This is a genomic window from Chryseobacterium turcicum (assembly GCF_021010565.1).
GTDB classification, from domain to species: Bacteria; Bacteroidota; Bacteroidia; order Flavobacteriales; family Weeksellaceae; genus Chryseobacterium; species Chryseobacterium turcicum.
In genome coordinates, this window is record NZ_JAJNAY010000001.1 from 2010520 (window position 1) to 2037512 (window position 26993).

A 26993-nucleotide genomic window follows, 5' to 3' on the forward strand; every position below is an offset into this window, starting at 1 on the left:
AATGAAAAAATTATTAATTGCAAGTGCTGTTGCACTTTTCGGTTTATCAAACGCACAGATTGCTAAAGGAACTGTATATTTATCTGGATCTGTTGGTTATTCTCAAGAAGAAACTAACAACGGAGATTCTAAAGTAGAAAACTTCAACGTTCTTCCTACAGTAGGATATTTTGTTGCTCCAAACTTAGCAGTGGGTGTAGGTGTAGGTTACAAAACTAATACAACTACTGATATCGATACTAACGTATTTGGTGCAACTACAATCGTAGACACTGATAAAGTAAAAACACCAGCATTTGTTGTTGAGCCTTTCGTAAGAAAATACTGGACTCTAGGAGAAAAATTATATTTCTTTGGACAATTGTCAGTACCAATGCAGTTTGGAAAAACTGAAGTTGAAGGTTCTAATGTAACTACTACAGGTTCTACTGTAACTACTACAACGACTTCTACTGAAGCTAAATATACTTCTGTTGGAGTTACTGTAAAACCAGGTTTAGATTATTTCTTAAACAAAAACTGGACTATTGAAGCTACAATCGGTGAGTTTGGTTATAATAACTACAAACCAAAAGAGGGTGATGCTACAAACAACTATAACTTCGGTTTAAACTTATCTTCAGTTACAATCGGTGTTAAATATGTATTTGCTAAGTAATTAGTAAACATAAATTAATATAAATCCTGAGATTATTTCTCAGGATTTTTTATGTTTTAAAATAAAATATTTCAAATTAAAATGAATTAAACTATTTTATTTGAGTCATTTTTTTGACGAATTTGGATGTATTTTTAAGTTAAACGAAATTGGTTTTTTATTAAATATTTATAGCTTCGAAGTGAATGTGTTCTCAGTATGGATGGGGTATTACTTTGTTTTTACAAAGTATTTTTTTTGATGAAAAATAGTAAAAATACCTGACTTTTCTTAGAACTTTTTTTGTATTTTCGCCGATTCAAATATCAATAAACTATGAAAAAATTATTATTAGTTGGAGCAATCGCTCTTTGTGGATTATCAAACGCACAAATGACTAAAGGAGACTGGGTAATCAGCGGAAATACAGGTTTAGGTTTCAACTCTGCAAGTTCTACAGTAAAAGCTAACGGTGAATCTGAAGACGGGCCTAAAATTTCTAAATTTTCTATCACACCATCTGTTGGATATTTTGTAATGGATGGATTAGCTGTAGGAATTGATCTTGGATTAGACAGCGAAACAAAAAAATATGATGGCGATAAGACAACGGATACCAGATTTTCTGTAATGCCAACAGCAACTTATTACTTCAATACAGGTAGCAAATTTTTTCCTTTTGTAGGAGTGGGTGTTGGTTATGCGACAAACAAAACAAAAGAAACATTGTCTGGAATTTCTGACAACTATACAGCTGACGGATTAACTTGGAAAGCTAAAGCTGGAGTAACTTATATGGCTACGCAGTCTTTAGGAGTTAATTTAGGCGTTGGTTTTGACCAGTTTTATAGTAAGAATACTTACTTTAATACAGAAGTTAAAACGACAAGAAATAATTTTGGTGTAAATGTAGGTTTCTCTTATTTCATCAAATCTAAATCTCAGAAATCTGATAAATAATCATTGATTATTTTGATTTAATATAATCCGATTCAAAAAAATTTGAGTCGGATTTTTTTATAAGATTGTGTGCAAAAAAACTCTCAGAAAAATCTGAGAGTTTTGTATGTTTCAATGCCATTAGCTAAAAGCAAATAGCTATTAATTTCTCTATTTTCCAAACATTCCGCCCATTCCCGGCATATTTGGCATTTTGCTCATCATCTGCATCATCTGCTTTCCTTGAGGGCCTTGCATCATCTTCATCATTTTCCCCATTTGGTCAAATTGCTTCATCAAAGCGTTTACATCTTCAATTTTTCTTCCGGCACCTTTAGCAATTCTGTTTTTTCTCTGAGTATTGATGATTGAAGGTCTTCTTCTTTCATCTGGAGTCATAGAATGAATAATCGCTTCAATATGTTTGAATGCATCATCACTGATCTCAACATCTTTAATGGCTTTTCCAACTCCCGGAATCATTCCCATCAAGTCTTTCATATTACCCATTTTTTTGATCTGATTGATTTGCTTTAGGAAATCGTCAAAACCAAATTCGTTTTTAGCGATTTTTTTGTGAAGTTTTTTGGCTTCTTCTTCATCAAACTGCTCCTGAGCTCTTTCTACTAACGAAACAACATCTCCCATTCCTAAGATTCTGTCGGCCATTCTTTCTGGGTAGAAAAGATCTAAAGCTTCCATTTTCTCACCTGTAGAGATAAATTTGATTGGCTTTTCAACAACAGAACGAATGGTAAGAGCAGCTCCACCACGAGTATCACCGTCTAATTTCGTTAAAACAACTCCGTCAAAATTCAAAGTATCGTTGAAGGCTTTTGCTGTATTTACAGCATCCTGACCTGTCATTGAGTCTACAACGAATAACGTTTCGTTAGGTTTAATAAGAGAATGAACCGTTTTAATCTCGTTCATCATCTGCTCATCAACTGCCAAACGACCAGCGGTATCCACGATAACAACATCATGACCGTTAGATTTAGCAAAATTAATAGCATTTTGAGCGATGCTTGCAGGATCTACAGAACCTTCTTCACTGTAAACAGGAACTCCTATCTGTCCACCAAGAACTTTCAACTGGTCAACTGCTGCAGGACGGTAAACGTCACAGGCAACCAACAAAGGCTTTTTAGTTCTTTTCGTTTTTAAATAGTTAGCCAGTTTTCCAGAAAAAGTAGTTTTACCAGAACCCTGAAGACCAGCAATAAGAATTACAGACGGTTTTCCTGAAAGGTTAATGCCTTCCTGAGAACCTCCCATCAAATCTACCAACTCGTCGTGAACAATTTTCGTCATCAGCTGTCCCGGAGTAAGCGATGTCAAAACGTTTTCACCTAAAGCTTTATCCTGAACTCTTTTGGTAAGATCTTTAGCAACTTTATAGTTAACATCGGCATCTACCAGTGCTCTACGAATTTCTTTTACGGTTTCCGCAACGTTGATTTCTGTAATCTTTCCACGTCCGGAAATATTATGAAGGGCTTTGTCTAATTTATCCTGTAAACTATTAAACATACTGTTTCTATATTAATGGATTGCAAAAATAACAATTTTATATCTAAAAACCTCAGTGTGATTAATATTTAAAAGAATTTGAATTTTTATTTAAGTAATACAAGTCATTTTATTGGTTTTTAAGAATCATTAAAACGATTTTTTTTAAAAGATTTCGCATCTGGATTCTAAAAAATTATAAGCTACCAATACACAAATGCTATTATGTGAAAATGAAAAATATTCGTGCATTAGTGGCAAATACAGATTCTAGAAAATATAAATTGATTCACTTACCCTTTTAATTAATATTGAATAACAGCCATTTAGTAAGCGGTTTTCTAACAGAAACCCTTCGGCAAGCTCAGGGTGACATCTCTTATGCTAACTAGAAAACTTATACATTGTCAGCCTGAGCCTGTCGAAGCCTTTATTAGTAAAAGGGATAGGTCAATACATTAATTTCTAATCCTTAATTAAAACGATGAATTTATAGTTTATAAATCGTTTGGTTTCTAAAACAGATTGATGAAATCTATTTTTCAATTATGGGGTAAATGTCATTTTTTCCATCGGAGATTTAGATTGGGATATATCATAAATTTTGGTAGTTTTGCAACCAATGAAAAATTTTTTAGTAGTTTTAAAAGGATTAGGATTGTTTTTGCTAATGTCTGCATTGCTTTTTGTTTTGCAATGGCAGTTGGCAGAAAACAATGTGATTGTGCTCAATTATAAAATTCACATTCTGATATTTTTTATTACACTCATTAGTTTGTTAACGATGTTTGTGGTTTTTATCTTAGAGAAAAAAAATATCATAGGATTTATTTTTCTGGGGTTTGTGGTTTTTAAATTCTTTGCAATGGGGTATATTGCTGTGTTTCAGGAAGAATTTAAGCTAAATATTATCCCATACTTTATTTTGTATTGGATTTATTTGACGATAGAAGTGGTTTTTGTTTTAAAGTTAGTTAAAAAACAAGACTAATATCATGTAATATAAAATTGAAGAATCACTAAAAATCGAATAAAAATTTATATTTTTGCAAAAAATTTAGGAAATAAAAGTCTAGTCATGAGTTTTAAAAAACTGTTAATCGCCCTCTATCTTTTTGTCTTCTGCTTTAGTTTTGCAGAAACACATGAAGGTACTGCGGAAGCTGCAAAGGATGAAGTATACAATCCGGTTCCATTTATTATGCACCATATTGCGGATGCACACAATTGGCATCTTTGGGGTGAAGGTCACAATTCTGTAGGAATTTCTTTACCTGTAATTCTTTGGGATAATGGTTTGAAAGTATTCAGCTCTGAAAAATTCGGTCACGAAGAAGAGAAAGTTGCTGAAGTAGATGGTAACTTCTACAAAGTACACCACAACAAAATTTATTCTACCAATGCTGCAGGTGATTTAAACATGCACGACGGTCATCCTACAAACAATGAGCCTTTAGATTTCTCAATCACTAAAGTAGTTGCTCAGATGTTATTAGCTGCAATTATTTTATTAATTATTGGTATAGCTTCAGCTGCAAGTTATAAAAAATCTCAGGTTCCTTCAGGAATTGCAAAATTCATCGAGCCTCTTGTAGTTTTTGTAAGAGATGATATTGCTTTGCAAAACATCGGATCTGTAAGATATAGAAAATATGTACCTTATTTGGTAACTCTATTTTTATTCATCTGGCTTCTTAATATCTTAGGATTACTTCCAGGAGCTGCAAATACAACAGGTAACATTGCATTTACAATGGTTTTAGCAGTATTTACTTTGCTAATTGTAAACTTAAGCGGTAGAAAAACATACTGGATGCACATGTTGGATCCTTTAGGAAAGAATATGCCATTTGGTGGTAAGATTTTAATCTACATCATCCTTATTCCTGTAGAATTATTAGGAATTATTACAAAACCTTTTGCATTGATGATTCGTCTTTTTGCCAACATGACAGCAGGACACATCATTATCATGAGTTTGATTTCTTTGATTTTCATCATGAAAACTTACTTGATTACACCGGTATCTATCGGTTTAGCATTATTCATTTATGTATTGGAAGTATTGGTAGCAGCTTTACAGGCTTATATCTTTACAATGTTGACAGCATTATTTATCGGGTCGGCGGTAGAAGAACCTCACCACGATCATTAATTGAAATTTAGAATTAAGAAAAAATAACTTTTTAAATATAATATTATGACAGGTAGTATCGCAGCAATCGGAGCTGGTTTAGCAGTAATCGGAGTTGGATTAGGAATTGGTAAAATTGGTGGTAGCGCAATGGAAGGTATTGCAAGACAACCAGAGCAATCAGGAAAAATCCAAACTGCAATGATTATCGCAGCAGCTCTTATCGAAGGTGCTGGTCTATTCGGTATCGTAGTAGCATTACTAGGTAAATAAGAATAGTAAACAAATAGAATTCTACAAACGGTTGGTTTGTAGAATTCTTTTAAAAAAGTTAAAACAAATTAAAAAAATAATTGATATAAAATGGAATTATTAACTCCTTCAATTGGTAACATATTCTGGACAGCAGTAGTATTTTTATTATTGGTAGTTCTTCTTAAAGCTTTTGCTTGGAAGCCTATCCTTAGTGCTGTGAAAGAAAGAGAAGACAATATTCAGGATGCTCTTAACCAGGCTAAATTGGCTAAAAAAGAGATGGAAACTCTTAAAGCGGATAACGAAAGAATTATGCGTGAGGCTAAAATCGAAAGAGATGCTATGTTAAAAGAAGCTAGAGAAATCAAAGACAGAATTGTAGCTGAAGCTAAAGATGCAGCTAAGTCTGAAGGAGATAAATTAATCGAAGCTGCAAGACAAACAATCAACGAAGAGAAAAATGCTGCAATGGCAGATATTAAATCTCAAATCGGTATTTTGTCTGTAAATATCGCAGAATCTATCTTGAAGCAAAAGCTTGAAAACAGCGAAGCTCAAAACGAATTGGTTCAGAATTATTTAAACAAATCAAATCTTAACTAAGAATGCTTACATCTAAAGTAGCTAAAAGATACGCACAAGGTTTACTAGAATTCACCAACGAATCTGGGCAAACTGAAGCGGTTTTTTCTGAAATGAAAGATGTAGTGAAGCTGATGTCTGAATCTAAAGATTTGAACAAATTTTTCCTTACACCTTATATTGATGCTCATAAGAAAACTGAGATTGCAAACGAAATTTTTAAAAACTTTTCACCTGTAGCTCAGAATTTGATTAAACTGATCATCAAAAACGGAAGAGAAAACCAAATTAAAAATATTGCACAGCAGTATATCAATGAAGTTGAAGATATTAACGGGATTCAAAGAGTTACGATTACTACCGCAACACCACTTTCTCAAGAAAATATCGATCAAATTTTGAAGTCTACCTCTTTAGTAAATGCACAAAGTAATGCAGATGTTGAAGTAAATGTAAAACCTGAAATCTTAGGAGGTTACATTTTAAGAGTAGGAGATCAACAAGTTGACGCTTCTGTGAAATCAAAATTGAATAAGATTAAAAAAGACTTTCAGTTAAATTAAGAAAAAAACAACCATACAATGGCAGAAATAAATCCAGCAGAAGTATCTGCGATCTTAAAACAGCAATTGGCCAACTTCGATACTCAATCTAATGTTGAGGAAGTAGGTACAGTTCTTACCATCGGTGATGGTATTGCTCGTGTTTACGGGTTAGAAAATGTACAATACGGTGAGTTGGTAAAATTTGCTAGCGATGTAGAAGGTATCGTACTAAACCTTGAAGAAGACAACGTAGGTGTTGCTTTACTAGGGGAAAGTAAATTGGTAAGAGAAGGAGATACCGTAAAAAGAACAAACAGAATTTCTTCTATTAAAGTAGGAGAAGGGATGTTAGGTAGAGTAGTTGATACTCTAGGTAACCCTATCGATGGTAAAGGTCCTATTACAGGAGATTTATACGAAATGCCATTAGAAAGAAAAGCTCCCGGAGTTATCTACAGACAACCGGTAACTGAGCCTTTACAAACAGGTATCGTTGCAATCGACTCTATGATCCCTGTAGGAAGAGGTCAGAGAGAATTGATTATTGGTGACAGACAGACAGGTAAAACTACTGTTGCTATTGATACAATCATCAACCAAAAAGAATTTTTTGATGCTGGTCAGCCAGTATATTGTATATATGTTGCAATCGGACAAAAAGCTTCTACAGTAGCTCAGATTGTAAAAACATTATCAGACAAAGGGGCTTTAGCATATACAGTAATTGTTGCAGCTAATGCTTCAGATCCAGTTCCTATGCAGGTTTATTCTGCAATGGCAGGGGCATCTATCGGTGAGTTCTTCAGAGACTCTGGTAGACCAGCTTTGATCGTTTATGATGATTTATCTAAACAAGCAGTTGCTTACCGTGAGCTTTCTCTACTATTGAGAAGACCACCGGGACGTGAGGCTTATCCTGGAGACGTTTTCTATCTTCACTCAAGATTATTAGAAAGAGCTGCAAAAGTAATCGCTGATGACAATATTGCAAGCCAAATGAATGATTTACCTGAGTCTCTAAGACCAATCGTAAAAGGGGGTGGTTCATTAACGGCACTTCCTATTATCGAAACTCAGGCGGGTGACGTTTCTGCGTATATTCCAACAAACGTAATCTCTATTACTGACGGACAGATTTTCTTGGAGTCTGATTTATTCAACTCAGGAGTTCGTCCAGCAATCAATGTAGGTATTTCTGTATCTCGTGTTGGAGGTAATGCTCAGATTAAATCAATGAAAAAAGTTTCTGGAACTCTTAAATTAGACCAGGCTCAATATAAAGAATTGGAGGCGTTTGCTAAATTCGGTTCAGACCTTGATGCTTCTACTTTAGCAGTTATCTCTAAAGGAGAAAGAAACGTTGAGTTGTTGAAGCAGCCAGTTAACTCTCCACTTCCTGTTGATAGCCAAGTTGCTATGATCTATGCAGGTACAGAGAACTTAATGAGAAACGTTCCTATCAAAAAAGTAAAAGAATTCCAACACGAATATATCGAGTTCCTAAGATCTAAGCACCCTGAAACAATGGCAGCTCTTAAATCTGGAAAATTCGATAACGATATTACAGGTGTTCTTAAGCAAGTTGCTACAGATTTAGCTTCAAAATATAATTAATTTAGATAATTTGAAAATTAGATAATTTGAGAATTTTTTATTCAAATTATCTAATTTTTCTCAAATTTTCAAATTTTCAAATTAAAAAATGGCAAACTTAAAAGAAATACGAGGAAGAATTACTTCAATTTCATCTACGATGCAAATTACACGTGCTATGAAAATGGTTTCCGCTGCGAAACTTAAAAAAGCACAAGATGCCATCGTAATGTTGAGACCTTATTCTGAAAAACTTCAGGAAATCATTCAGAATGTAAATTCTAGTTCAGATCCTGATCAGGTTTCTATTTACGCTCAGAAAAGAGAAGTAAAAAAAGTATTGTTTATTGCTGTAACTTCAAACAGAGGTTTGGCAGGTGCTTTCAACTCTTCTGTTGTAAAAGAATTAAATCACCAGTTTCAGAACAATGCTCAGTACGAAATTGAAATTCTTACCATTGGTAAAAAAGTTTATGATGCTGTAAGAAAAAACCGTGCGGTGTTTTCAAATGAAAGTGCAATTTTTGATAATCTTACTTTCGATAAAGTAGCAAATATTACAGAAAGTGTAATGGCTAGTTTTGTAGAAGGTAAATTTGATGAAGTATATGTTGTGTATAATAAATTTATCAACGCTGCAACTCAGGAAGTGATTACAGAGCAAGTTCTTCCAATTTCAATGGTTGAAACCGAGAAAGAAGAGAATCAAACTGAAACTGATTACATCTTTGAACCTAATAGAAACGAAATTTTAGATAATTTAATTCCGAAATCTATTAAAACTCAGGTTTTCAAAGCAGTTTTAGATTCTGTAGCTTCAGAACATGGTGCGAGAATGACAGCAATGCATAAAGCAACAGACAATGCAGAATCTCTTAGAAATGATCTAAAGATTTTCTACAACAAAGCAAGACAAGCTGCTATTACAAACGAAATCTTAGAAATCGTTTCAGGAGCAGAAGCTTTGAAAAACTCGTAATAAAATATTCAAAAAATATGAAAGCATCGATATCTTCGGTGCTTTTTTTGTTAGTTTTATTTTGTATATCTTTGCATTATAAAATATATTTTTTTTTAAATGGACTCAGACGTCGTCAAGCTTTTATTAGCGCTATTCTTAGTATTACTCAATGGTTTTTTTGTAGCCGCAGAATTCTCTATCGTTAAAGTTCGTTACTCTCAAATTCAGCTTAAAGCTGCCGAAGGAAACTCTATGGCAAAACAAGCTGAGCATATTATTAAACATTTAGACGAGTATCTCTCTGCAACTCAGTTAGGTATAACATTAGCTTCACTTGCATTAGGTTTTGTGGGTGAAAGTGCACTTCATCATATTTTTGAAAATATTTTTCACTATTTCAATTTTCAGATTGCAGATGCTACGATAACAAGTATCGCATTGGTTTCTAGTTTCCTTTTAATTACTGTAATGCATATTGTCTTCGGAGAATTGATTCCTAAATCTTTAGCGATTAGAAAATCAGAAGCAACAACCATGTTTATTGCAATGCCGTTGCGTATTTTCTACACCGTTTTCAAACCATTCATTTGGACGATGAATAAGATGTCGAACTTCTTTTTACGTTTAATGAAAGTGCATCCCGCCTCAGAAAACGAAATTCACTCGACTGAAGAGCTTCAGCTTTTGGTAAAACAATCAGCCGACAGCGGAGAAATTGAAGAAGAAAATTACGAAATCATCAAAAATGCATTTGATTTTACAGACCATTCTGCAAAACAAATCATGGTTCCGAGACAAAATATTACTTCTATTGATTTTTCTGATGATTTGAATGAAATTATCGATAAAATTATGGATAGTGGATATTCCAGAATTCCGGTCTATGAAAATTCGATAGACAACATTATCGGTGTTTTTTATACCAAAGAAATTATCAGAGAATTTGTTAAAAGAAAAGGACAGCTTAGTCATGATGATTTAAGAGAATTGATGCGTGAATCTTTCTTTGTGGTAGGAAGTAAGAAAATTTCAGACTTATTGAAGATTTTCCAACAGAAAAAACAGCATTTAGCAATTGTAATTGACGAATTTGGTGGAACTGAAGGAATTATCACGCTTGAAGATATTTTGGAAGAATTGGTAGGAGAAATTCAGGATGAAGAAGATGATGAAGAAAAACTGGTTGATAAGATTGCTGAAAACACCTATTGGGTAAAAGCAACGCAGCCATTGGAAGAAATTAACGAATCTTTGCCTAAAAAATTGACTCTTCCTGAAGAAAGCGAGTACAATACTTTAGCCGGATTTATTCTGCATGCTTTAGAAGATATTCCGGAAGAAAACCAGGAGTTTGACCTTGAAAATTATCATTTTAAGATTTTGAAAATGAATAATAAAAGCGTTGAAATGGTTGAGTTAAAGTATATTGAGCCCAATATGGTAGATGATATATTAGATAAATTAGACGTTTAAATATAAAATAATGATTTTTTATAACAGCATAAAAGATTATGAAAATCCGAAACGAAAGTACGAAGAAGACGTATTGGTTTTGGATGATACAGATGAAGTGTATAAACTGATTCTGCATAATGACGATATTCATACTTTTGACGATGTAATTGAAGCATTAATTCAAATTTGTAAGCACGACCCAATACAGGCAGAGCAATGCACGATGTTGGTTCATTTTAAAGGCAAATGCACGGTAAAAACAGGTTCAATGGATCTTTTGAAACCGATGCACGAAAAATTAATAGCAAGAAGCCTAACAAGCGAAATCGTATAATATAAAACTCCGGCAATAGTCGGAGTTTTTTTTGAATCTAAACTAAGCTCTAAATTCTAATTTCTAACATCTCATTTCATCTAAAATACTATCTTTGTAAAAACTCTAAAGAAATAAATAGAATGCTTGTAATAGGAATTGCCGGAGGTACAGGATCGGGCAAAACTACCGTTGTTGATAAAATTATTCAACAGCTTGATATTGAGGGAATGAATATTCTTTCTCAAGATAATTATTATAATGATAATCACAATCTTACGCTTACAGAAAGAGAAGCTTTAAACTATGATCACCCAAAATCTATTGATTTTGCTTTACTGCTTCAGCATGTAAAAGCGTTGAAAAATAATGAAGCCATAGAGCAGCCTATTTATAGTTTTGTAACGCACGGAAGAACCGGAGATCATATTACCGTAGAACCAAAAAATGTTTTGGTCGTTGAGGGAATTCTGGTTTTAACCAATAAAGAATTATTGAAAGAATTTGACTTAAAAGTATTCGTACATGCAGATTCAGACGAGAGACTCATTAGGAGAATTAAAAGAGATACACAAGAGAGAGGAAGAGATCTGAATGAGGTTTTACACCGTTATCAGACTACCTTGAAGCCTATGCATCAGGAATTTATCGAACCTTCAAAAAACGAAGCCGATTTAATTATTCCCAATATGAGACAGAATTCTGTCGCGATTGATTTTTTAACAACAGTTATTAAAAATTCATTAAGAAAACACTAAAATGGAAGAGAAAGAGCTTATTAAAGAGATCAAACCAAAATCGGAAACGTTTAAATTTTTTCAGAGTTATGTTTTAAACAAATATATTCTGACAATTTTCTTGTTTTTGGTGTGGATGATTTTCTTTGATCAAACTTCTTTTCTTGTTATCCATGAGCTTAATGGCGAAATTAATAAATACGAAGAACAGCTCGATTATTACAAATCAGAATACGAAAAGAATGATAAATTCTACAAAAAACTGATGAATAATAAATCTGAAAAAGAAAAATACGCCAGAGAAAATTACTTTATGAAAAAACCTAACGAGGAAATTTTCATCCTCGTTGTAGATAGTGCAAATATTGCTAAAAAATAATTTTAAAGTAAATTTTGCAAATAGTCAATCAGCTTCGCTGTCAATTTAAAATAAGTACGCAAATCTAGATTGCCCATTACTCATTACCTATTACCATCATTTATGTCAAATACCGAAACCTTCTCAAACTGGGAAAATCTTGTTAAAAAACAACTTAAAACGGAAGATATCTACACCATTCTGAAAAAAGAAAATTTAGAGGGAATTGATATAAAACCTTTTTATAATTCTATAGAAAAACCAATGGTAAGCCTTCCGAAAATAGAAGAAAGCACCCACTTGGTAGCCAGTTACCACGAAAGTTTAGAAGATGATGTTTTCGCATTTCTATTAAATGAAAATGTAGAAAACCTGGTAGGAAAAACTGTTTTTATCAACAATAAAGAGTTAGCAGAACATATCAGTCCGCAAGATGAAGATCAATATTTTTCGCTAATCGATGTTTTTGATGAGAAAAATGCTGAAATTAATGATCAGTTGGTGAAAGAACTTTTAGCAAAAGATTTTAAAAGAAACATTTGTGTAGATATTTCACTTCATCAAAATGCAGGAGCAGCAATTTACCAGCAATTGGGAATCGCTTTGGCAAAAACAAAAGAACTCGTTGAAGTTTACGGAGCGGAAATTATCAATAAATTGATTTTTAGAATTGCCATAGGAGGAAATTATTTCTTTGAAATGGCCAAAGTTCGTGCTTTAAAATTGGTATTTAATCAATTGACGAAAGAATATGGTTTAGATGAGATTCCGTATATTTTTGCTGAAACGTCATTGAGAAATAAAGCCATTTCAGACAGTGAAAATAATCTTATTCGTTCTACCTTAGAATTGGCTTCAGCCATGATTGGTGGAGCAGATGCGGTATACAGTACCAATTATTTGGTTGAAAAAAGTACAGATAATTCTGAAGAAATTTCTTTCAAACAGCAAATTGTTCTGGCTTATGAAAGTATTATTAATGTTTTTGAAGATGCCTCAAACGGAAGTTATTATTTAGAAAATATCACCAATCAGATTGCTGATAAATCTTGGACTTACTTTGTTGAAATTGAAGAAAAGGGAGGTTATCTTGAGCTTTTAAAGCAAGGATTCATCCAAAAAAATATCTACGACCATGCCGTTGAAGAACAAAAATGGGTGGAAGAAGGTAAAATAAAACTGATTGGCGTTAATTTATACCCCAAATTAGATCAGAAAAAATCTATTGAGGAATTGTATAATCAAAATGAAATAAAAGCTGTTCGTTGGGCTGAAATGTTTGAATAATGAAAGAAAATATGATTGACTTGTTTGAGTATACTTTTCATTTTAATAATGAAATGATTAAAGTAATTTCTGAAAATTTCTCGAAAGTAGACGAAAAGACAATTAATTTAATTAATCATACTTTAAATGCTCAACAAATTTGGAATTCAAGAATTTTAAATGAGAAAAATTTCGAAGTTTGGCAGATAAATTCTTTTGAAGATTTGAATGAAATTAATGAGCTTAATTTCCAGAAAAGTTTAAAAATTGTTAATGAATTTGATTTAAATCAAGTGATTGCGTATAAAAATTCACGAGAAGAAAAATTTGAAAATACAGTTTTTGAAATGCTTTTTCAAGCAATTAATCATTCAACTTATCATCGAGGACAGATTAATTCCCAATTAAAACAAAATGGAATAAATCCTTTACTCACAGATTATATTTTTTATAAAAGATAAATTTGGAGAAAATATTCGTGCATTCGTGGCATTCAAACAAAGAAATTCAAGACTATATTAATAAGAATCTAAATTCAGATTTGCATTCTTTGTTATTGAAAAAATCCCCGTTTCCTGAGGTTTCGATGCAGGAAATCGTTCAGCAGATTAAAGGGAAACAGGTCGCTCAGAAAAAGTTTCCTTTTCTTTTGAAGGAAGGTATTGTTTTTCCGCCACAACTTAATCTCGAGCAATCTTCTTCAGAAAAAACGGCGCTTTATAAATCTGAAATTTTAAAAGGCGAGAAATTCATCGATTTAACAAGCGGTTTTGGTATCGATGCGTATTATTTGTCTAAAAATTTCAACGAAATAACTTTAGTTGAACAAAATACTGAGCTTTTAGAAATTGTACAGCATAATTGGAGTGTTTTAGGGAAAAAAGCAAAATTTATTAACCAAAAATTGGAAGATTTTCTTAGCCAAAACAAAGAAAATTTTGATGTCATTTATCTTGATCCGGCACGACGAGATCAGAATAAAAATAAAGTTTTTTTACTTGAAGATCTTTCCCCGAATATTCTGGAAATTCAGGATCAGTTGCTGTCTATTTCAGAAGAAGTTATTATAAAGCTATCTCCTTTAATTGACTTAAAATATCTGATTTCCGTTTTAAAAAATATCTCTAAAATAGAAATTATTGCCGTTCGTAATGATGTAAAAGAGATTGTAGTTTTTCTTTCTAAAAATTATTCCGGAGAAATTATTTGTAATTGTGTGAATCTTGAAAGCGAGGAGAAAAGTTTTAGTTTTACTATTAATTCTGAAAAGAATGCTTCTGCTGAATATTCTGAGCCCCATAGATTTATTTATATTCCAAATAATACGATTCTGAAAGCTGGAATTTTTAATTTGATTTCAAGTCAGTTTAAACTTAAAAAATTGCATCCAAATACTCATTTATATACTTCTGAGGTTAAAATTGAAGACTTTCCGGGAAGAGTTTTAGAGATGGAAGTGGTTGACTCAAAAGAAATTAAAAAGAAAGAACAATTTAATCTTATTTCAAAAAACTATCCTTTAAAACCTGAGGAAATCAAGAAGAAATACCAGTTAAAAGATGGCGGAAACCGGTATCTTATTTTTACACAATCCAAAAAAGGTAAAATAATATTAAAATCAGTCTAAAAATGTTGCCGAAAAATGCAATATTTCTTACTTTTGGGCAATTAAAAATTCGAGAAGAAATCGCAAAAGCTTAAACGCTCACAAAATAAGGTGATTTCATAAGATCTTAAAAATAAATATCTGCATATGAAAAAAATAGTTATATGTTTAGCTCTTGCAACGGTAGCGGTAAGCTGTAAAAAAATCCAGGCTGGAGGTAATAAAAATATCATCAAATTGGAAGAGGGTACAGAAAGATATTCTGATGATCACCAAGGTGGCTCAGAAGCTCATGGAACTGCTCACGAAACGACGACTACTGCTCATGCAGAACCAGCTAAAGATGCTAAGGGAACTGAAGCTCCAAAAACAGATTCTACTGCTGCAAAGAAAGTAGAGCCTGCAAAAGCTGGGCACTAATTTTCTGAAAATAAAATACACGAATCCTGCTTTTTGCAGGATTTTTTGTTTAAAATTAATTTGTGAAATGTAAACCTCATAATTTTCTAAAACATGTAAGGTTTAATGGAGTGCTTTATTTGCTTCAAGTCGGTACGTTTTTTACAAAAAAGACAATATTGCTAAATAAATAGCATCTTTTGTTTGCCTTGCCGATTCAAAATTTTTAATTTTAACGAAATTTAATTTATAATGCAAGAAACATTAAATTATATCAACGAAAACAAACAGCGTTTCGTAGATGAATTGTTTGACTTACTTAGAATTCCTTCTATTTCTGCCGATCCGGCTTACAGCAAAGACGTTTTACAATGTGCGGAAGTTTGTGCAGAATACCTTAAAAATGCAGGAGCTGACAATGTTGAAGTTTGTACAACAAAAGGGTATCCTATTGTTTTCGGTGAAAAGCTGATTGACGCAAATCTTCCAACGGTTTTGGTTTACGGTCATTATGATGTACAACCTGCTGATCCTTTAGAACTGTGGAAAAAGCCACCTTTTGAGCCTTATATCGAGAAAACAGAGCTTCATCCTGAAGGAGCGATCTTTGCAAGAGGTTCAGCAGACGATAAAGGGCAGTTTTTTATGCAGGTAAAAGCATTTGAAGCGATGATGAATACCAATTCTCTACCTTGTAATGTGAAATTTATCTTGGAAGGTGAGGAAGAAGTAGGTTCTGTAAGCTTAGGAGATTGGGTAAATGAAAACAAAGAAAAGCTTTCTTGTGACTGTATTTTGATTTCAGATACTCATATTTACAGCAATGAGCAGCCAACCGTTACAACCGGTTTAAGAGGTCTTAGCTATGTGGAAGTAGAAGTGGAAGGGCCAAACAGAGATCTGCATTCAGGTCTTTACGGAGGTGCGGTTCCTAACCCTATTCATGTGCTTTCAAGGATGATTGCTAAGTTAATTGATGACGAGGGGCAAATCACAATTGATGGTTTTTATGACAATGTAGAAACTGTTTCTGATGAGGAAAGAGCTGAAATGAATAAACTGAAAGATAATCCTGCAGAATTTAAAAAATCTATCGGTTTGAATGATGTAGAAGGTGAGAAAGGATATACTACTTTAGAAAGAACTTCAATTCGTCCAACATTAGACTGCAACGGAATTTGGGGCGGTTATACAGGTGAAGGCGCAAAAACAGTGATTCCATCTAAAGCTTCGGCTAAAATTTCAATGCGTTTGGTTCCGTATCAAACTCCTGAAGAGATTACAGAGAAGTTTACAAAATATTTTGAGAAGATTGCTCCTGCAAATGTAAGAGTAAAAGTTACGCCACATCACGGTGGGATGCCTTATGTTTTACCAACCGATACCAAAGAATATTTGGCGGCTAAAAATGCAATGCAGACCGCTTTCGGGAAAGAGGTTTTACCATATAGAGGAGGAGGAAGTATCCCAATTACCTCAATGTTTGAGCAGGTTTTAGGAGCTAAATCGGTATTGATGGGCTTCGGTTTAGATTCTGATGCAATTCATTCACCAAACGAACATTACGGCTTGTTTAATTTCTATAAAGGAATTGAAAGTATCCCGATGTTTTTTGAGAATTATTCAAAGTCTTAAAAAAAAGTAAATTAATTTATTAAATAATACTCCTTGAGAAGCCTTTCTTAAGGAGTATTTTATTGAATATATTATCATGGACGTGTGAGTTTTCCATATATTTGCGAAAAAATAACCAAAAATTAAGTTTATGAAGAAAATTTTATTTTCTATGTTGGTAGGAGTTTCTCAATTGGCATTTTCTCAACAGTTAATTTCTTTTGAAGCGAGTGAAGGATACACAGCTGCAAACATTGATACACAGCAGGGATGGGCAACTTCTGCTAATGGAGTGGGTTTACCTAATATATCTGGTCAAAAAGTTTCTGCAGAACAATTCGCGGATGGAGCAAGATCATTAAAAATCACAAAAGAGGCAGCTTTAATAGCACAAACTAGCCCTGTTGTAGGAGCTTTCAAACCGATTGGTTCATTCCTAGAATATAATAATTTTACTATTTCATTTGATATTCGATTTACTGAGAAAGGGTCTACTGCATCACAGTATGAATTTCAGACATTAGGGAATGGTCCTCTAGGGAGAATTTATGTAATACGATTGAGATTTAATAAAACAGGAGAGATTGTTGTTGCACAAACTACTGGTACATCATCTACATTAGCGACTACCACTGGAACATGGAATGCTAATACTTGGTATCGTGTGAAAATTGTTGGTACCGCTACAGGGCTTACATATTATTTAAATGATACTCAAATTTATACTGGTAATTTCTTCAATAATTATAATTTTGATGAGATGACTTTTGTACATGATAACTATTCTGGAAGCGCTTATGTTGATAAGATTGCAATTAATAACGAAGGGGGAGTGTTATCTACAAAAGATGATGTGAAGATGATAAAAAATAGGTTATCAATCTATCCAAATCCTACTTCCGACGTTTTAAACATCAAAACAGATTCTAAAATCAATTCAGTTTCTGTTGTAGATATTACAGGTAAAAAAGTAAATGTAAAATTAGAAAATGATAAAATCGACGTTAGAAATCTTCCCGCAGGAATTTATCTAGTCAATATTGAAACAAAAGATGGGATCTCTACAGAGAAATTCATTAAAAAATAAATTGCTGATCAATCTCAGTATATTAAAAAACGCTCCAATTGGGGCGTTTTGTTGTTTATATAATCTAGGATAATTTAAAGTAAGATGGAGAAATTAAAAATACAAAAAATACCATCTTTATTCGAATAAGATTGGCGATGTTTGTTTAATTTCTGTGAAAAAATTGAGCGTATCTTAATGTTTTTTGAGAATTATTCGTAACCGTAAAAAGCAAATTAATTTATTAAATAATTTTCGTTTAGGGGTTTTTCTTAAGGAATATATTTTTTTTAGGAATATATTATCATGAATGTGTGATTTTTTTATATATTTACGAAAAAATAATTAAAAATTAAGTTTTATGAAAAAAATTCTATCTTCTTTACTGTTAGTTTCTGGAACTATCTTGATGTTCGGACAAGCTCAGACTCTAGTAAATGAAAATTTTGAAGCATTAAATTTAGGAGATGTAACTACTGATGTAACTGGAGCAACTGCAGGACAGGGAAATATGTATTTGTCTGGTGGTACATCTGCAAATTATCAAATAGCAACAATAGATGCGGCTAATGGTAAGTCTTTACAAGTAACAACAGGTAACGGCGCTCCTACTAGTACAGGAAATACAAATACGAGATGGGTTTGGAAAGAAATAACAGCTACTGCCACAGCTGCAAACAATATTACAGTTACAAGGGGTAAAATTTACACAGGCGCAGCAAACGGTGCAGGAAATATTAAATTAATTATTTATGGCGCGATTGGTACTTCATCGGGAACTTTAGGAGGAATTAAATACAACTATGCTACGAAAACTATTCAAGGCGAGGCATATATTACTTTAAATTCAACCCCTCAATCAGCTGGAGTTTTAACTGTGACTTTAGGAACACAAACTTTTCCTGCAAATACTTGGGTAGATGTGGAGCACCGTTACAATAAAACAACTGGTTTACATGAGTTTAAATATACAGGTTCAATTGTTTATTCTTATTCTTCTGGGCAAGTTACGAGTGGTGGATTAACCTACACAGGAACTACTGTAGCAGGTTTAGTTCCTGCAGAATCTGATATTGTAAATGATACTGCTGCCGGAAATACAGTTGCAAATACAGCAGGAGTAGATCTTTGGAATGTAGAGTTTTCAAATAATGTTACATTATCAGTAGGAGAGACTAAAGAGGCTGTTGCTGGAAAGCTTTTTATTTCTATTTATCCAAACCCGACTTCAGATATTTTAAATATCAAAACAGATTCTAAAATCAATTCAGTTTCTATTGTAGATATTACAGGTAAAAAAGTAAATGTAAAACTAGAAGGCGACAAAGTTGATGTAAGAAATCTACCTGCAGGAATGTATCTAATTAATGTTGAAACAAAAGACGGTATCTCTACAGAGAAATTCATCAAAAAATAAATTACTGATCAATCTCGGTATATTAAAAACGCTCCAATTGGAGCGTTTTTGCTGTTTTAAGGGTTGAGAGTAAAGATGTTTTAAATGTATATCGTCATTTTTCATCCCAATCAGGGTTGATCTTATTCAGATGAAAGTTTGTTAAGATTTTTCGAAAAAATAACACCAGTAAATGACGATGTTTTTATAGAGTTATTCGAAGTTTCTAATACTTAATCTATTTATTAAATATTAATCTGTAAGGGTTGTAAGTTGGTAATTATTTGATTTATATGGGGTTTTGTTGATTTTGTTGAATATTTTTTTATAACTTTAACAGGAACTTTTTAATTATGATATTATGAAAAAAATTCTATTACTAAGTGCCCTTATGGGGCTAGGATTGTTAAATGCACAATCAACTCTTTTTCAAGAAAATTGGGATGGGCAAGGTCCGGGAATTAGTTCTTGGACTCTACATAATGTTGATGGTCTCACACCAATTGCCGCTTCAGCTGCTTCTAACGATGGATTGCCAGCTCTTGTAACAAATGCCTGGAATGTGTTGTCATTAACTCAAATTAAAAACTCTGGAGCATCATCATACTTAACGTTTGCTTATCCTCCAGCAGCTACAGGTATGGCAGGTAATGTAGCAGTTGTTAATTCTTGGTATAATCCCGCTGGTGTTGCAAATGATTGGCTTGTATCTCCACAGATTAATATTCCTGCAGCAGCAACAGGCGTTAATCTAACGTGGTCTGCGACAAGCTTGGGAGCAGCTTCGTATTTAGAAAACTATAAAGTTTATATTTCTACTACAGGTAATCAAGTCGCAAACTTTACTACAATTTTGAAAACAGTGACCGATGAATCAAGTTCAGGAACATATCACACCGTTAATCTTAATTCATATATAGGTCAAAATGTTTATATAGCTTTTAGAGATGATAGTAATGATGAATACATAATGTTATTAGATAATATTAAAGTAACATCTACTAATACACTTGCAACAGCTGATATAGCAAAAAAACAAACTTATTTTTCTCCTAATCCAACAAGAGATTTTCTTAACATCAAAACAGATTCTAAAATCAATTCAGTTTCTGTCGTAGATATTACAGGTAAAAAAGTAAATGTAAAACTAGAAAATGACAAAGTTGATGTGAGAAGTCTTCCTGCAGGAACTTATCTAATCAATGTTGAAACAAAAGATGGTATTACTACCGAGAAATTCATCAAAAAATAAATTGCTGACCAATCTCAGTATATTAAAAACGCTCCAATTGGGGCGTTTTTGTTATTTTAGGGTTTTAAAATTTAATCTATGATAGAAAATAAAGTAGCTTATATTACAGGAGGAACAAAAGGCGTAGGATACGGAATTGCAAAAATATTGCTTCAAAATGGTGTTTCAGTTGCGTTTTCGGGGAGAAAAAAAGAGGATGTTGAAAAAGTAGAAAATGAATTAAAACAATATTCAACTCATGTTTTGGGATTGGTTTCGGATGTTAAGAATTTGGATAGTGAATTTAACGCCGTTAAAAGCATCATAGAAAAATTTGGAAGATTAGATTTTGTAATCGCCAATGCAGGATTAGGAATTTTTAAACCTGTTGACGAACTAAGTTCCGAAGAATGGAATGAGATGATTGACACCAATTTAACCGGAGTTTTTCATACTTTAAAAGCATCAGTTGAAGAGTTAAAGAAAACAGAAGGGTATTATATTACGATTTCAAGTTTGGCAGGAACTAATTTCTTTGAAAACGGAACAGGCTACAATGCTTCAAAATTTGGTGTTGTAGGTTTTACTCAGGCGGCAATGATTGATTTGAGAAAGTATAATATTAAATCTACGGTGATTATGCCGGGTTCGGTAGCAACCCATTTTAACGGAAATATTCCTTCAGAAAAAGATGCCTGGAAAATTCAGCCGGATGATATGGGAAATCTAGTATTGGATGTTTTACGAATGAACCCAAGGGTTTTACCTAGCAAGATTGAGTTTAGAGCAACAAAATCAAAAGCTTAGAAACTTATAATGCGCTGAATAATAATTAAATAAGTATTATGCATGCATAATATATTTTTTATTTATATTTACAAAAATTAACAAACAAAAATAGCTTCAAAAAATTTTCCGATTTAAAGAGGCTAAAAAGTAAACAAATAGAGTACACATGGAGCCGTAAAGCTGCATATGGCAAGTGAAAATAATTAAAACAACATATGAAATCGCCATGATTTGGAAACGCTTTTACCAATGAAAACAAGCGATAACATATGGCAATTAAAAACAATAAAATCTACATATGAAAATATTAGTTTGCATCAGTAGTGTTCCAGATACTACTTCAAAAATCAACTTTACAGCAGATAAGTCTGCATTCGACAAAAACGGAATTCAATGGGTAATCAATCCATTAGATGAATTTGCATTAACAAAAGCAATCAAATTACAAGAATCTCAGGGAGCAACAGTGACGGTTTTAAACGTAGGAGATGCTGCTACAGAACCGGTAATCAGAAAAGCTTTGGCAATTGGTGCAAACGATGGAGTAAGAGTAAATCTTGACCCTAAAGACAGCTATTCTACCGCTAAAGAAATCGCTTCAGTAGCTCAGAATGGTGGTTATGACTTAATTCTTTGTGGTAAAGAATCAATTGATTACAACGGAGGTTCTGTTCCTGGGATGGTTGCTCAGTTATTGAATCAGCCTTTCGTTAATGCATCTGTAGGTTTAGATGTAAACGGAGCTGAAGCTACTGCTGTAAGAGAAATTGAAGGCGGTAAAGAAACTATTTCTGTGAAATTACCTGCTGTAATCGCTGGTCAGAAAGGATTAGTAGATGAAAAAGATTTGATTATTCCAAACATGAGAGGGATTATGTCTGCAAGAACAAAACCTTTGCAGGTAGTAGAGCCTACTTCTTCTGAAGTAAAAGTTCAGGGAGTTTCTTATGATTCTGTTCCTGCAAGAGCAGCTGTGAAAATCGTTTCTCCAGACAATTTAGATGAGTTGGTAAGACTTCTTCACGAGGAAGCTAAAGTAATTTAAAAAAAGATAACAGATCTTAGGTATAAGGTAATAGCTTAAAACCTAATTCCTAAAACCTAATTCCTAAAACCTAAAAAAATAAAATCATGGCAGTATTCGTATACGCAGAAAATATAAATGGTGTTTACAAGAAAGCAGCTTTTGAGGCAGTTTCTTATGCTAAAGCAGTGGCAGACCAAGCGGGAGAAACCGTTACGGCAATCTCTGTAAACCCTACAGATTCTTCAGATTTATTGTATAAATATGGAGCAACAAACGTAATCAATATCAAAGACGAAGGTCTTAAAAATTTCTCAGCAAAAGCTTATGCACAAGCAGTAAGTGAAGTTGTAGATGGAAATATCCTTGTTTTCCCTCACACAACAGATGCTTCTTCTGTAGCACCAATGTTAGCGATAATGAAAGATTACTCTCTTATTACCAATGTTTTGGAAGCTCCTGAAAGTCAGTCTCCATTTCAGGTAAAAAGAAAAGCATTCTCTGGAAAAGGTTTTATGCATGCAAAAGCTGAAGGAACAGGGGTAATCCTTACCGTTTCTCAAAATGCTTTCGGTGTTAAAGAAAATACAGTTTCTGGTTCTGAAGAGGTGAAAAATCTTTCTGTTGCTAATGAAGATACTAAAGTTATCTCTCATGAGCAGAGTTCAGGGAAATTAGACCTTAAAGAAGCTGAAGTAGTTGTTTCTGCAGGTAGAGGATTAAAAGGTCCTGAAAACTGGGGTATGGTAGAAGAGTTAGCAAACGTTTTAGGCGCTGCTACAGCTTGTTCAAAGCCGGTTTCGGATATCGGATGGAGACCTCACACAGAACACGTAGGTCAAACTGGTAAAGCAATTGCACCTAATCTTTATATTGCAATTGGTATTTCTGGAGCGATTCAGCATTTGGCTGGTGTAAACTCTTCTAAAACAATCGTTGTAATCAACAGTGATGCTGAAGCTCCGTTCTTCAAGTCAGCTGACTATGGGGTTGTAGGAGATGCTTTCCAGATTATCCCTGCATTAACTGAAAAGATTAAAGCACTTAAAGGATAGAAAGGTTAATGGTGAATTTTGCTTCACAAGTCAATATTGAATTTTTTAAAATTGATAACGAAGTAATTGACATTTGACCATTCACAATTTAAATAATTACAATAAAAGCTCGGCTTCCGGGCTTTTATTTTTGTCTAAAAAGTAAAACCTACAATAAAAAATTAATTTATATTTGTAGTTATGGATTATAAACAGCTAGTCATACGCGGAATATCGTACAGCCAGACCCAGTCTGGAGCTTACGCATTGCTATTGGAACATGAAGAAACAAACATTAAATTGCCCGTGGTTATCGGTAATTTTGAAGCGCAATCCATTTCTTTAGGTTTAGAAAAAGATATTCATCCGCCACGTCCGCTTACACACGATTTATTTACAAAATTTATTATTTCTACCCATTATAAATTGGTTTCTGTAATCATTTATCAGATTGTAGACGGTGTTTTCTTCTCAAATATCAATTTTAAAAATTCCGAAACCGAGGAAGAGCTTATTCTTGATGCAAGAACATCAGACGCTGTTGCAATGGCAGTAAGATTTGATGCACCCATTTATACCACACAGCAGGTTTTAAATGAAGCCGGAATATTATTGGAATTGGAAGAGGTAGCTAAAGAAGATGAAACTTTTTCTGAGGCTGTTGAAGCTGAAGACAGTTTAACCTCTGCTTCAATGGAAGAATTGCAGAAATTGCTGGATGAAGCGGTAAAAGAAGAAGATTTTGATACGGCTCTTGAGATTCAGGAGGAAATCAAAAGGCGAAAAAAGAAAATAGATTAAAGAGATATTATATTTAAAAAATGAATTTAAAATTACGATTGACCATCCTGAGCTTTCTCCAGTTTGGAGTATGGGGAGCTTATTTAACTTCCATGGGAAATTATTTAGGATCGGTAGGATTGGGCTCTAAAATTGGTCTTTTCTACGCAATGCAAGGAATTGTATCTATTTTTATGCCCGCAATTATGGGAATTATTGCAGATCGATGGATTCAGGCTCAGAAACTTCTTGGGATTTCACATTTTCTTGCTGCAGCTTTCTTGGCATGGGCTGGATATTACGGGATGTCAGCAGGAGCCGATGTAGAATTCTCAAAATTATTTCTTTTATACGGCTTAAGTGTAACTTTCTATATGCCCACAATTGCGCTTTCAAATTCGGTTGCGTATTCGGTTTTAGTGAATAATAATTTTGATACTATAAAATCGTTTCCTCCAATTCGAACAATGGGAACTGTAGGCTTCATCTGTGCCATGCTATTCGTAAATTTTGCAGGCATTCAAGATGGAAATTTAAGTTTCAACTTTTCAAATGAAGCAGGTTTTTCAAGTTTTCAAAATAGTTATAGCCAATTTTTTGTTTCTAGTATTTTAGGAGTTGTTTTGTTTATTTATTCATTTACCTTACCTAATTGTGAAGTGAATAAGAGTGATGAGAAAAGAACTTTATCTGATGCTTTAGGCTTAAAAGCTTTTGCTCTGTTTAAAGAGAAAAAAATGGCTATTTTCTTTATATTTTCTATGTTTTTAGGGGTTTCATTGCAAATTACAAATGGTTATGCCAATCCTTTTATTACTAGTTTTAAAGAAATTCCTGAATTTGCCAATACATGGGGTTCAAACAATGCAAATGCTTTGATTTCATTGTCACAAGTTTCAGAAACACTTTGTATACTATTAATTCCATTCTTTTTAAAGCGATACGGAATTAAAAAAGTAATGCTAATGGCAATGTTTGCTTGGGTTCTAAGATTCGGATTATTTGCAACCGGAAATCCTGGAGGTGGAGTTTGGATGTTTATTCTTTCTATGATTGTTTACGGAATTGCTTTCGACTTCTTTAATGTTTCAGGTTCGTTATTTGTTGATAAAGAGACTGATAAAAGCATTCGTTCTAGCGCACAAGGAGTATTTATGATGATGACTAACGGTTTTGGTGCAACTATCGGAATGTTGGGAGCTCAGGAAGTAGTAAATCATTATGTTTTCTCACAAACCGATCCGAGCTTACAACTAGCAGGATGGCAGACGGCATGGTATATTTTTGCGGGTTACGCACTAATAATAACGATTGCTTTTGCCATTGTTTTTAAACATAAACATGATCCTAAAGCGGTTGCCAATATCAATCATTAACTAAACTAATGCTTAAATATTACATTGCACTTTTGAAAAAAAGTGCAATTTTTTTTATTTTTAGGCAACCATTTTCAAATTACACCGTCTTATAGATAGAAACTAATCAATGAAGCATTTAGAAGAGAATTTTAAACTTGCCAAAAAACATGACCGGAGAGCTCAAAAAGCGCTTTACGATTTGTTTTCAGCTAAAATGTTGGCGGTTGCAAATTCTTACACAAATAATATTCATGATGCAGAAGATATTTTACTGAATGCTTTCCTGAAATGTTTCAATAAAATCAATGATTGCAAAGACTGGAAAAGTTTTCCTTTTTGGCTCAGAAAAATTGTTGTTAATGATTCTATCTCTTTTGTCAGGAAAAATAAAAATATTCTTTACGCAGATATTGAGATTGCTGATGATTATCCGGAAGAAGAATTAGATGAAAATATAAGTCAAATTAATATTCAGGAGATTTTTTCTCAAATGCCTACAGGCTACCGATTGATTTTTAATCTCTATGTATTTGAAGACAAGAAACATCAGGAAATTGCTGAAATCCTCAATATTTCGGAAGGAACAAGCAAAAGCCAGCTCAGCAAAGCCAAAAAATGGATTGCAGATTATTTAAAAGCAAAAAAAAATGGACAAAAACATACTGAAACAGTTAAAAACTGACTACGAAGACCTCGAAATAAAGCCTTCAGTTAATCTTTGGAATCAAATTGAAAGTAGAATTGAAGGAACTGAAAAAGAGGCGGAAAAACCATTATTTCATTGGTGGAAATACGCTGCAGTACTTGTTCTTTTAATTTCTGTAGGTGGTTTGTTTTATTTTAATTCTAATGAAAATTTAAGACCTAAAGAACTAATTGCAACTCATTCTACTTCAAATAATGCATCTAAATCAGTAAATATTTCGAATGAAGCTATTGTCTTAAGTGAAAATATAACACAAAAAACTTCCACTGAATTTAGAGAAAATAAAAATGAGTCACATACACCTGAAAATAGAATAGCTGAAAAAAAAGAATCTGCTCAATATTCAATTATTACTGAAAAAGGGAGTGAAATTGTCGAAATTCCAAAGGTTTCAATCGAAAAAATAGAATCTACGATTACTAAACCTCGTATGGTTGAAAGCAAAAAAACATCCTACATCAGCGCTGATGACTTACTTTTGGGAAGAGAATTTGACAGAACAAGAGGAGAGGCAAGTAGCAATAAACAATTCGGTGTTTTGGATGCTTCAAATTTAAAAATCAAACAACTACATTCTCTAAGAATCTTCGGAATGAAAGTCTTTTCAGATTCTTCATCCGCAGAATAATCAATTTAAATTAAACGAAAATAGTTATAAATACTGCTTGAAAATTCAAACAGCACTTAAGAATTATGTCTAAAG

The 26993-nt window shown here is 33.1% G+C and carries 29 protein-coding genes; 28 read left to right on the top strand and 1 reads right to left on the bottom strand.

The genetic code is table 11. The features are described 5' to 3' along the window. The first annotated feature begins 1 nt into the window (after position 1). Together LO744_RS09115 and LO744_RS09120 are read left to right on the top strand one after the other, a co-directional pair. Positions 2-658: an outer membrane beta-barrel protein gene (locus LO744_RS09115; RefSeq protein ID WP_230668771.1), complete on the top strand. Its 657-nt coding sequence runs from the start codon at positions 2-4 to the stop codon at positions 656-658. A 315-nt stretch (positions 659-973) separates the two neighbouring features. Next, entirely contained in the window at positions 974-1597 is a 624-nt protein-coding gene (locus LO744_RS09120; protein WP_230668772.1) for an OmpW family outer membrane protein, read from the top strand. A 150-nt stretch (positions 1598-1747) separates the two neighbouring features. Here the strand turns inward: LO744_RS09120 and ffh are convergent, their stop codons facing one another. After that, positions 1748-3109: a signal recognition particle protein gene (ffh, locus tag LO744_RS09125; RefSeq protein WP_230668773.1), complete on the bottom strand. Its 1362-nt coding sequence runs from the start codon at positions 3107-3109 to the stop codon at positions 1748-1750. A gap of 601 nt (positions 3110-3710) precedes the next feature. Here ffh and LO744_RS09130 point away from each other — a divergent pair. The 26 genes from LO744_RS09130 to LO744_RS09255 all read left to right on the top strand — a co-directional run bounded on the left by LO744_RS09130 (position 3711) and on the right by LO744_RS09255 (position 26918). Continuing rightward, complete coding sequence (locus tag LO744_RS09130; RefSeq protein ID WP_230668774.1) at positions 3711-4079, top strand: hypothetical protein; 369 nt, start codon at positions 3711-3713, stop codon at positions 4077-4079. A gap of 87 nt (positions 4080-4166) precedes the next feature. Further along, the gene (gene atpB, locus LO744_RS09135) at positions 4167-5243 is read left to right on the top strand and encodes a F0F1 ATP synthase subunit A (RefSeq protein WP_230668775.1); all 1077 of its coding nucleotides are present in this window, start codon (positions 4167-4169) and stop codon (positions 5241-5243) included. A 45-nt stretch (positions 5244-5288) separates the two neighbouring features. Next, positions 5289-5495: an ATP synthase F0 subunit C gene (atpE, locus tag LO744_RS09140; protein ID WP_066676872.1), complete on the top strand. Its 207-nt coding sequence runs from the start codon at positions 5289-5291 to the stop codon at positions 5493-5495. A gap of 90 nt (positions 5496-5585) precedes the next feature. Continuing rightward, a complete protein-coding gene (locus tag LO744_RS09145; RefSeq protein WP_230668776.1) occupies positions 5586-6080 on the top strand; it encodes a F0F1 ATP synthase subunit B in 495 nt (164 codons plus the stop codon). A 2-nt stretch (positions 6081-6082) separates the two neighbouring features. Continuing rightward, positions 6083-6622, top strand: a complete 540-nt coding sequence (gene atpH / locus LO744_RS09150; protein WP_230668777.1) for an ATP synthase F1 subunit delta — start codon at positions 6083-6085, stop codon at positions 6620-6622. Positions 6623-6640: 18 nt separating this feature from the next. After that, positions 6641-8218: a F0F1 ATP synthase subunit alpha gene (gene atpA, locus LO744_RS09155; RefSeq protein ID WP_191178554.1), complete on the top strand. Its 1578-nt coding sequence runs from the start codon at positions 6641-6643 to the stop codon at positions 8216-8218. 88 nt (positions 8219-8306) lie between these two features. After that, complete coding sequence (atpG, locus tag LO744_RS09160) at positions 8307-9176, top strand: ATP synthase F1 subunit gamma (RefSeq protein ID WP_230668778.1); 870 nt, start codon at positions 8307-8309, stop codon at positions 9174-9176. 99 nt (positions 9177-9275) lie between these two features. Beyond that, a complete protein-coding gene (locus LO744_RS09165; protein WP_230668779.1) occupies positions 9276-10631 on the top strand; it encodes a hemolysin family protein in 1356 nt (451 codons plus the stop codon). A 10-nt stretch (positions 10632-10641) separates the two neighbouring features. After that, positions 10642-10947 (top strand): ATP-dependent Clp protease adaptor ClpS, encoded by a 306-nt coding sequence (locus tag LO744_RS09170; RefSeq protein ID WP_230668780.1) that lies wholly within the window; start codon positions 10642-10644, stop codon positions 10945-10947. Positions 10948-11015: 68 nt separating this feature from the next. After that, entirely contained in the window at positions 11016-11684 is a 669-nt protein-coding gene (udk, locus tag LO744_RS09175; RefSeq protein ID WP_394799522.1) for a uridine kinase, read from the top strand. A 1-nt stretch (position 11685) separates the two neighbouring features. Beyond that, on the top strand, positions 11686-12042 hold the full coding sequence (locus tag LO744_RS09180) for an FtsB family cell division protein (protein ID WP_230668782.1): 357 nt from the start codon (positions 11686-11688) through the stop codon (positions 12040-12042). Between the two features lie 102 nt (positions 12043-12144). Beyond that, positions 12145-13308 carry a methylmalonyl-CoA mutase family protein gene (locus LO744_RS09185; protein ID WP_230668783.1) on the top strand — a complete coding sequence of 388 codons (1164 nt, stop codon included), beginning with the start codon at positions 12145-12147 and terminating at the stop codon, positions 13306-13308. Continuing rightward, a complete protein-coding gene (locus tag LO744_RS09190) occupies positions 13308-13748 on the top strand; it encodes a DinB family protein (protein ID WP_230668784.1) in 441 nt (146 codons plus the stop codon). The genes LO744_RS09185 and LO744_RS09190 overlap by 1 nt, the downstream gene beginning before the upstream one ends. 2 nt (positions 13749-13750) lie before the next feature. Continuing rightward, entirely contained in the window at positions 13751-14914 is a 1164-nt protein-coding gene (locus LO744_RS09195) for a class I SAM-dependent methyltransferase (protein WP_230668785.1), read from the top strand. Positions 14915-15040: 126 nt separating this feature from the next. After that, positions 15041-15313 carry a hypothetical protein gene (locus LO744_RS09200; protein ID WP_230668786.1) on the top strand — a complete coding sequence of 91 codons (273 nt, stop codon included), beginning with the start codon at positions 15041-15043 and terminating at the stop codon, positions 15311-15313. 231 nt (positions 15314-15544) lie between these two features. Further along, a complete protein-coding gene (locus LO744_RS09205) occupies positions 15545-16927 on the top strand; it encodes a dipeptidase (RefSeq protein ID WP_230668787.1) in 1383 nt (460 codons plus the stop codon). A 130-nt stretch (positions 16928-17057) separates the two neighbouring features. Then, positions 17058-17993 (top strand): T9SS type A sorting domain-containing protein, encoded by a 936-nt coding sequence (locus LO744_RS09210; RefSeq protein ID WP_230668788.1) that lies wholly within the window; start codon positions 17058-17060, stop codon positions 17991-17993. Positions 17994-18333: 340 nt separating this feature from the next. Further along, positions 18334-19389: a T9SS type A sorting domain-containing protein gene (locus LO744_RS09215; RefSeq protein WP_230668789.1), complete on the top strand. Its 1056-nt coding sequence runs from the start codon at positions 18334-18336 to the stop codon at positions 19387-19389. Positions 19390-19759: 370 nt separating this feature from the next. After that, positions 19760-20620, top strand: a complete 861-nt coding sequence (locus tag LO744_RS09220; RefSeq protein WP_230668790.1) for a T9SS-dependent choice-of-anchor J family protein — start codon at positions 19760-19762, stop codon at positions 20618-20620. Between the two features lie 78 nt (positions 20621-20698). Beyond that, on the top strand, positions 20699-21406 hold the full coding sequence (locus tag LO744_RS09225) for an SDR family oxidoreductase (RefSeq protein ID WP_230668791.1): 708 nt from the start codon (positions 20699-20701) through the stop codon (positions 21404-21406). Positions 21407-21686: 280 nt separating this feature from the next. Further along, positions 21687-22433, top strand: a complete 747-nt coding sequence (locus LO744_RS09230; RefSeq protein ID WP_219242761.1) for an electron transfer flavoprotein subunit beta/FixA family protein — start codon at positions 21687-21689, stop codon at positions 22431-22433. Positions 22434-22519: 86 nt separating this feature from the next. Continuing rightward, positions 22520-23467 carry an electron transfer flavoprotein subunit alpha/FixB family protein gene (locus LO744_RS09235; protein ID WP_230668792.1) on the top strand — a complete coding sequence of 316 codons (948 nt, stop codon included), beginning with the start codon at positions 22520-22522 and terminating at the stop codon, positions 23465-23467. A gap of 180 nt (positions 23468-23647) precedes the next feature. Next, on the top strand, positions 23648-24247 hold the full coding sequence (locus LO744_RS09240; protein ID WP_230668793.1) for a bifunctional nuclease family protein: 600 nt from the start codon (positions 23648-23650) through the stop codon (positions 24245-24247). A gap of 20 nt (positions 24248-24267) precedes the next feature. Next, on the top strand, positions 24268-25602 hold the full coding sequence (locus LO744_RS09245) for an MFS transporter (RefSeq protein WP_230668794.1): 1335 nt from the start codon (positions 24268-24270) through the stop codon (positions 25600-25602). A gap of 109 nt (positions 25603-25711) precedes the next feature. Further along, positions 25712-26266, top strand: a complete 555-nt coding sequence (locus tag LO744_RS09250; protein WP_230668795.1) for an RNA polymerase sigma factor — start codon at positions 25712-25714, stop codon at positions 26264-26266. Beyond that, entirely contained in the window at positions 26232-26918 is a 687-nt protein-coding gene (locus tag LO744_RS09255) for a hypothetical protein (RefSeq protein ID WP_230668796.1), read from the top strand. The genes LO744_RS09250 and LO744_RS09255 overlap by 35 nt, the downstream gene beginning before the upstream one ends. Positions 26919-26993 lie beyond the last annotated feature (75 nt).

Excerpts from the sequence above, each read along its gene's own strand:
- LO744_RS09115 (WP_230668771.1), top strand. The coding sequence starts at position 2 with ATGAAAAAATTATTAATTGCAAGTGCTGTTGCACTTTTCGGTTTATCA.
- LO744_RS09120 (WP_230668772.1), top strand. The coding sequence starts at position 974 with ATGAAAAAATTATTATTAGTTGGAGCAATCGCTCTTTGTGGATTATCA.
- ffh (WP_230668773.1), bottom strand. The coding sequence starts at position 3,109 with ATGTTTAATAGTTTACAGGATAAATTAGACAAAGCCCTTCATAATATT.
- LO744_RS09130 (WP_230668774.1), top strand. The coding sequence starts at position 3,711 with ATGAAAAATTTTTTAGTAGTTTTAAAAGGATTAGGATTGTTTTTGCTA.
- atpB (WP_230668775.1), top strand. The coding sequence starts at position 4,167 with ATGAGTTTTAAAAAACTGTTAATCGCCCTCTATCTTTTTGTCTTCTGC.
- atpE (WP_066676872.1), top strand. The coding sequence starts at position 5,289 with ATGACAGGTAGTATCGCAGCAATCGGAGCTGGTTTAGCAGTAATCGGA.
- LO744_RS09145 (WP_230668776.1), top strand. The coding sequence starts at position 5,586 with ATGGAATTATTAACTCCTTCAATTGGTAACATATTCTGGACAGCAGTA.
- atpH (WP_230668777.1), top strand. The coding sequence starts at position 6,083 with ATGCTTACATCTAAAGTAGCTAAAAGATACGCACAAGGTTTACTAGAA.
- atpA (WP_191178554.1), top strand. The coding sequence starts at position 6,641 with ATGGCAGAAATAAATCCAGCAGAAGTATCTGCGATCTTAAAACAGCAA.
- atpG (WP_230668778.1), top strand. The coding sequence starts at position 8,307 with ATGGCAAACTTAAAAGAAATACGAGGAAGAATTACTTCAATTTCATCT.
- LO744_RS09165 (WP_230668779.1), top strand. The coding sequence starts at position 9,276 with ATGGACTCAGACGTCGTCAAGCTTTTATTAGCGCTATTCTTAGTATTA.
- LO744_RS09170 (WP_230668780.1), top strand. The coding sequence starts at position 10,642 with ATGATTTTTTATAACAGCATAAAAGATTATGAAAATCCGAAACGAAAG.
- LO744_RS09180 (WP_230668782.1), top strand. The coding sequence starts at position 11,686 with ATGGAAGAGAAAGAGCTTATTAAAGAGATCAAACCAAAATCGGAAACG.
- LO744_RS09185 (WP_230668783.1), top strand. The coding sequence starts at position 12,145 with ATGTCAAATACCGAAACCTTCTCAAACTGGGAAAATCTTGTTAAAAAA.
- LO744_RS09190 (WP_230668784.1), top strand. The coding sequence starts at position 13,308 with ATGAAAGAAAATATGATTGACTTGTTTGAGTATACTTTTCATTTTAAT.
- LO744_RS09200 (WP_230668786.1), top strand. The coding sequence starts at position 15,041 with ATGAAAAAAATAGTTATATGTTTAGCTCTTGCAACGGTAGCGGTAAGC.
- LO744_RS09205 (WP_230668787.1), top strand. The coding sequence starts at position 15,545 with ATGCAAGAAACATTAAATTATATCAACGAAAACAAACAGCGTTTCGTA.
- LO744_RS09210 (WP_230668788.1), top strand. The coding sequence starts at position 17,058 with ATGAAGAAAATTTTATTTTCTATGTTGGTAGGAGTTTCTCAATTGGCA.
- LO744_RS09215 (WP_230668789.1), top strand. The coding sequence starts at position 18,334 with ATGAAAAAAATTCTATCTTCTTTACTGTTAGTTTCTGGAACTATCTTG.
- LO744_RS09220 (WP_230668790.1), top strand. The coding sequence starts at position 19,760 with ATGGGGCTAGGATTGTTAAATGCACAATCAACTCTTTTTCAAGAAAAT.
- LO744_RS09225 (WP_230668791.1), top strand. The coding sequence starts at position 20,699 with ATGATAGAAAATAAAGTAGCTTATATTACAGGAGGAACAAAAGGCGTA.
- LO744_RS09230 (WP_219242761.1), top strand. The coding sequence starts at position 21,687 with ATGAAAATATTAGTTTGCATCAGTAGTGTTCCAGATACTACTTCAAAA.
- LO744_RS09235 (WP_230668792.1), top strand. The coding sequence starts at position 22,520 with ATGGCAGTATTCGTATACGCAGAAAATATAAATGGTGTTTACAAGAAA.
- LO744_RS09240 (WP_230668793.1), top strand. The coding sequence starts at position 23,648 with ATGGATTATAAACAGCTAGTCATACGCGGAATATCGTACAGCCAGACC.
- LO744_RS09245 (WP_230668794.1), top strand. The coding sequence starts at position 24,268 with ATGAATTTAAAATTACGATTGACCATCCTGAGCTTTCTCCAGTTTGGA.
- LO744_RS09250 (WP_230668795.1), top strand. The coding sequence starts at position 25,712 with ATGAAGCATTTAGAAGAGAATTTTAAACTTGCCAAAAAACATGACCGG.
- LO744_RS09255 (WP_230668796.1), top strand. The coding sequence starts at position 26,232 with ATGGACAAAAACATACTGAAACAGTTAAAAACTGACTACGAAGACCTC.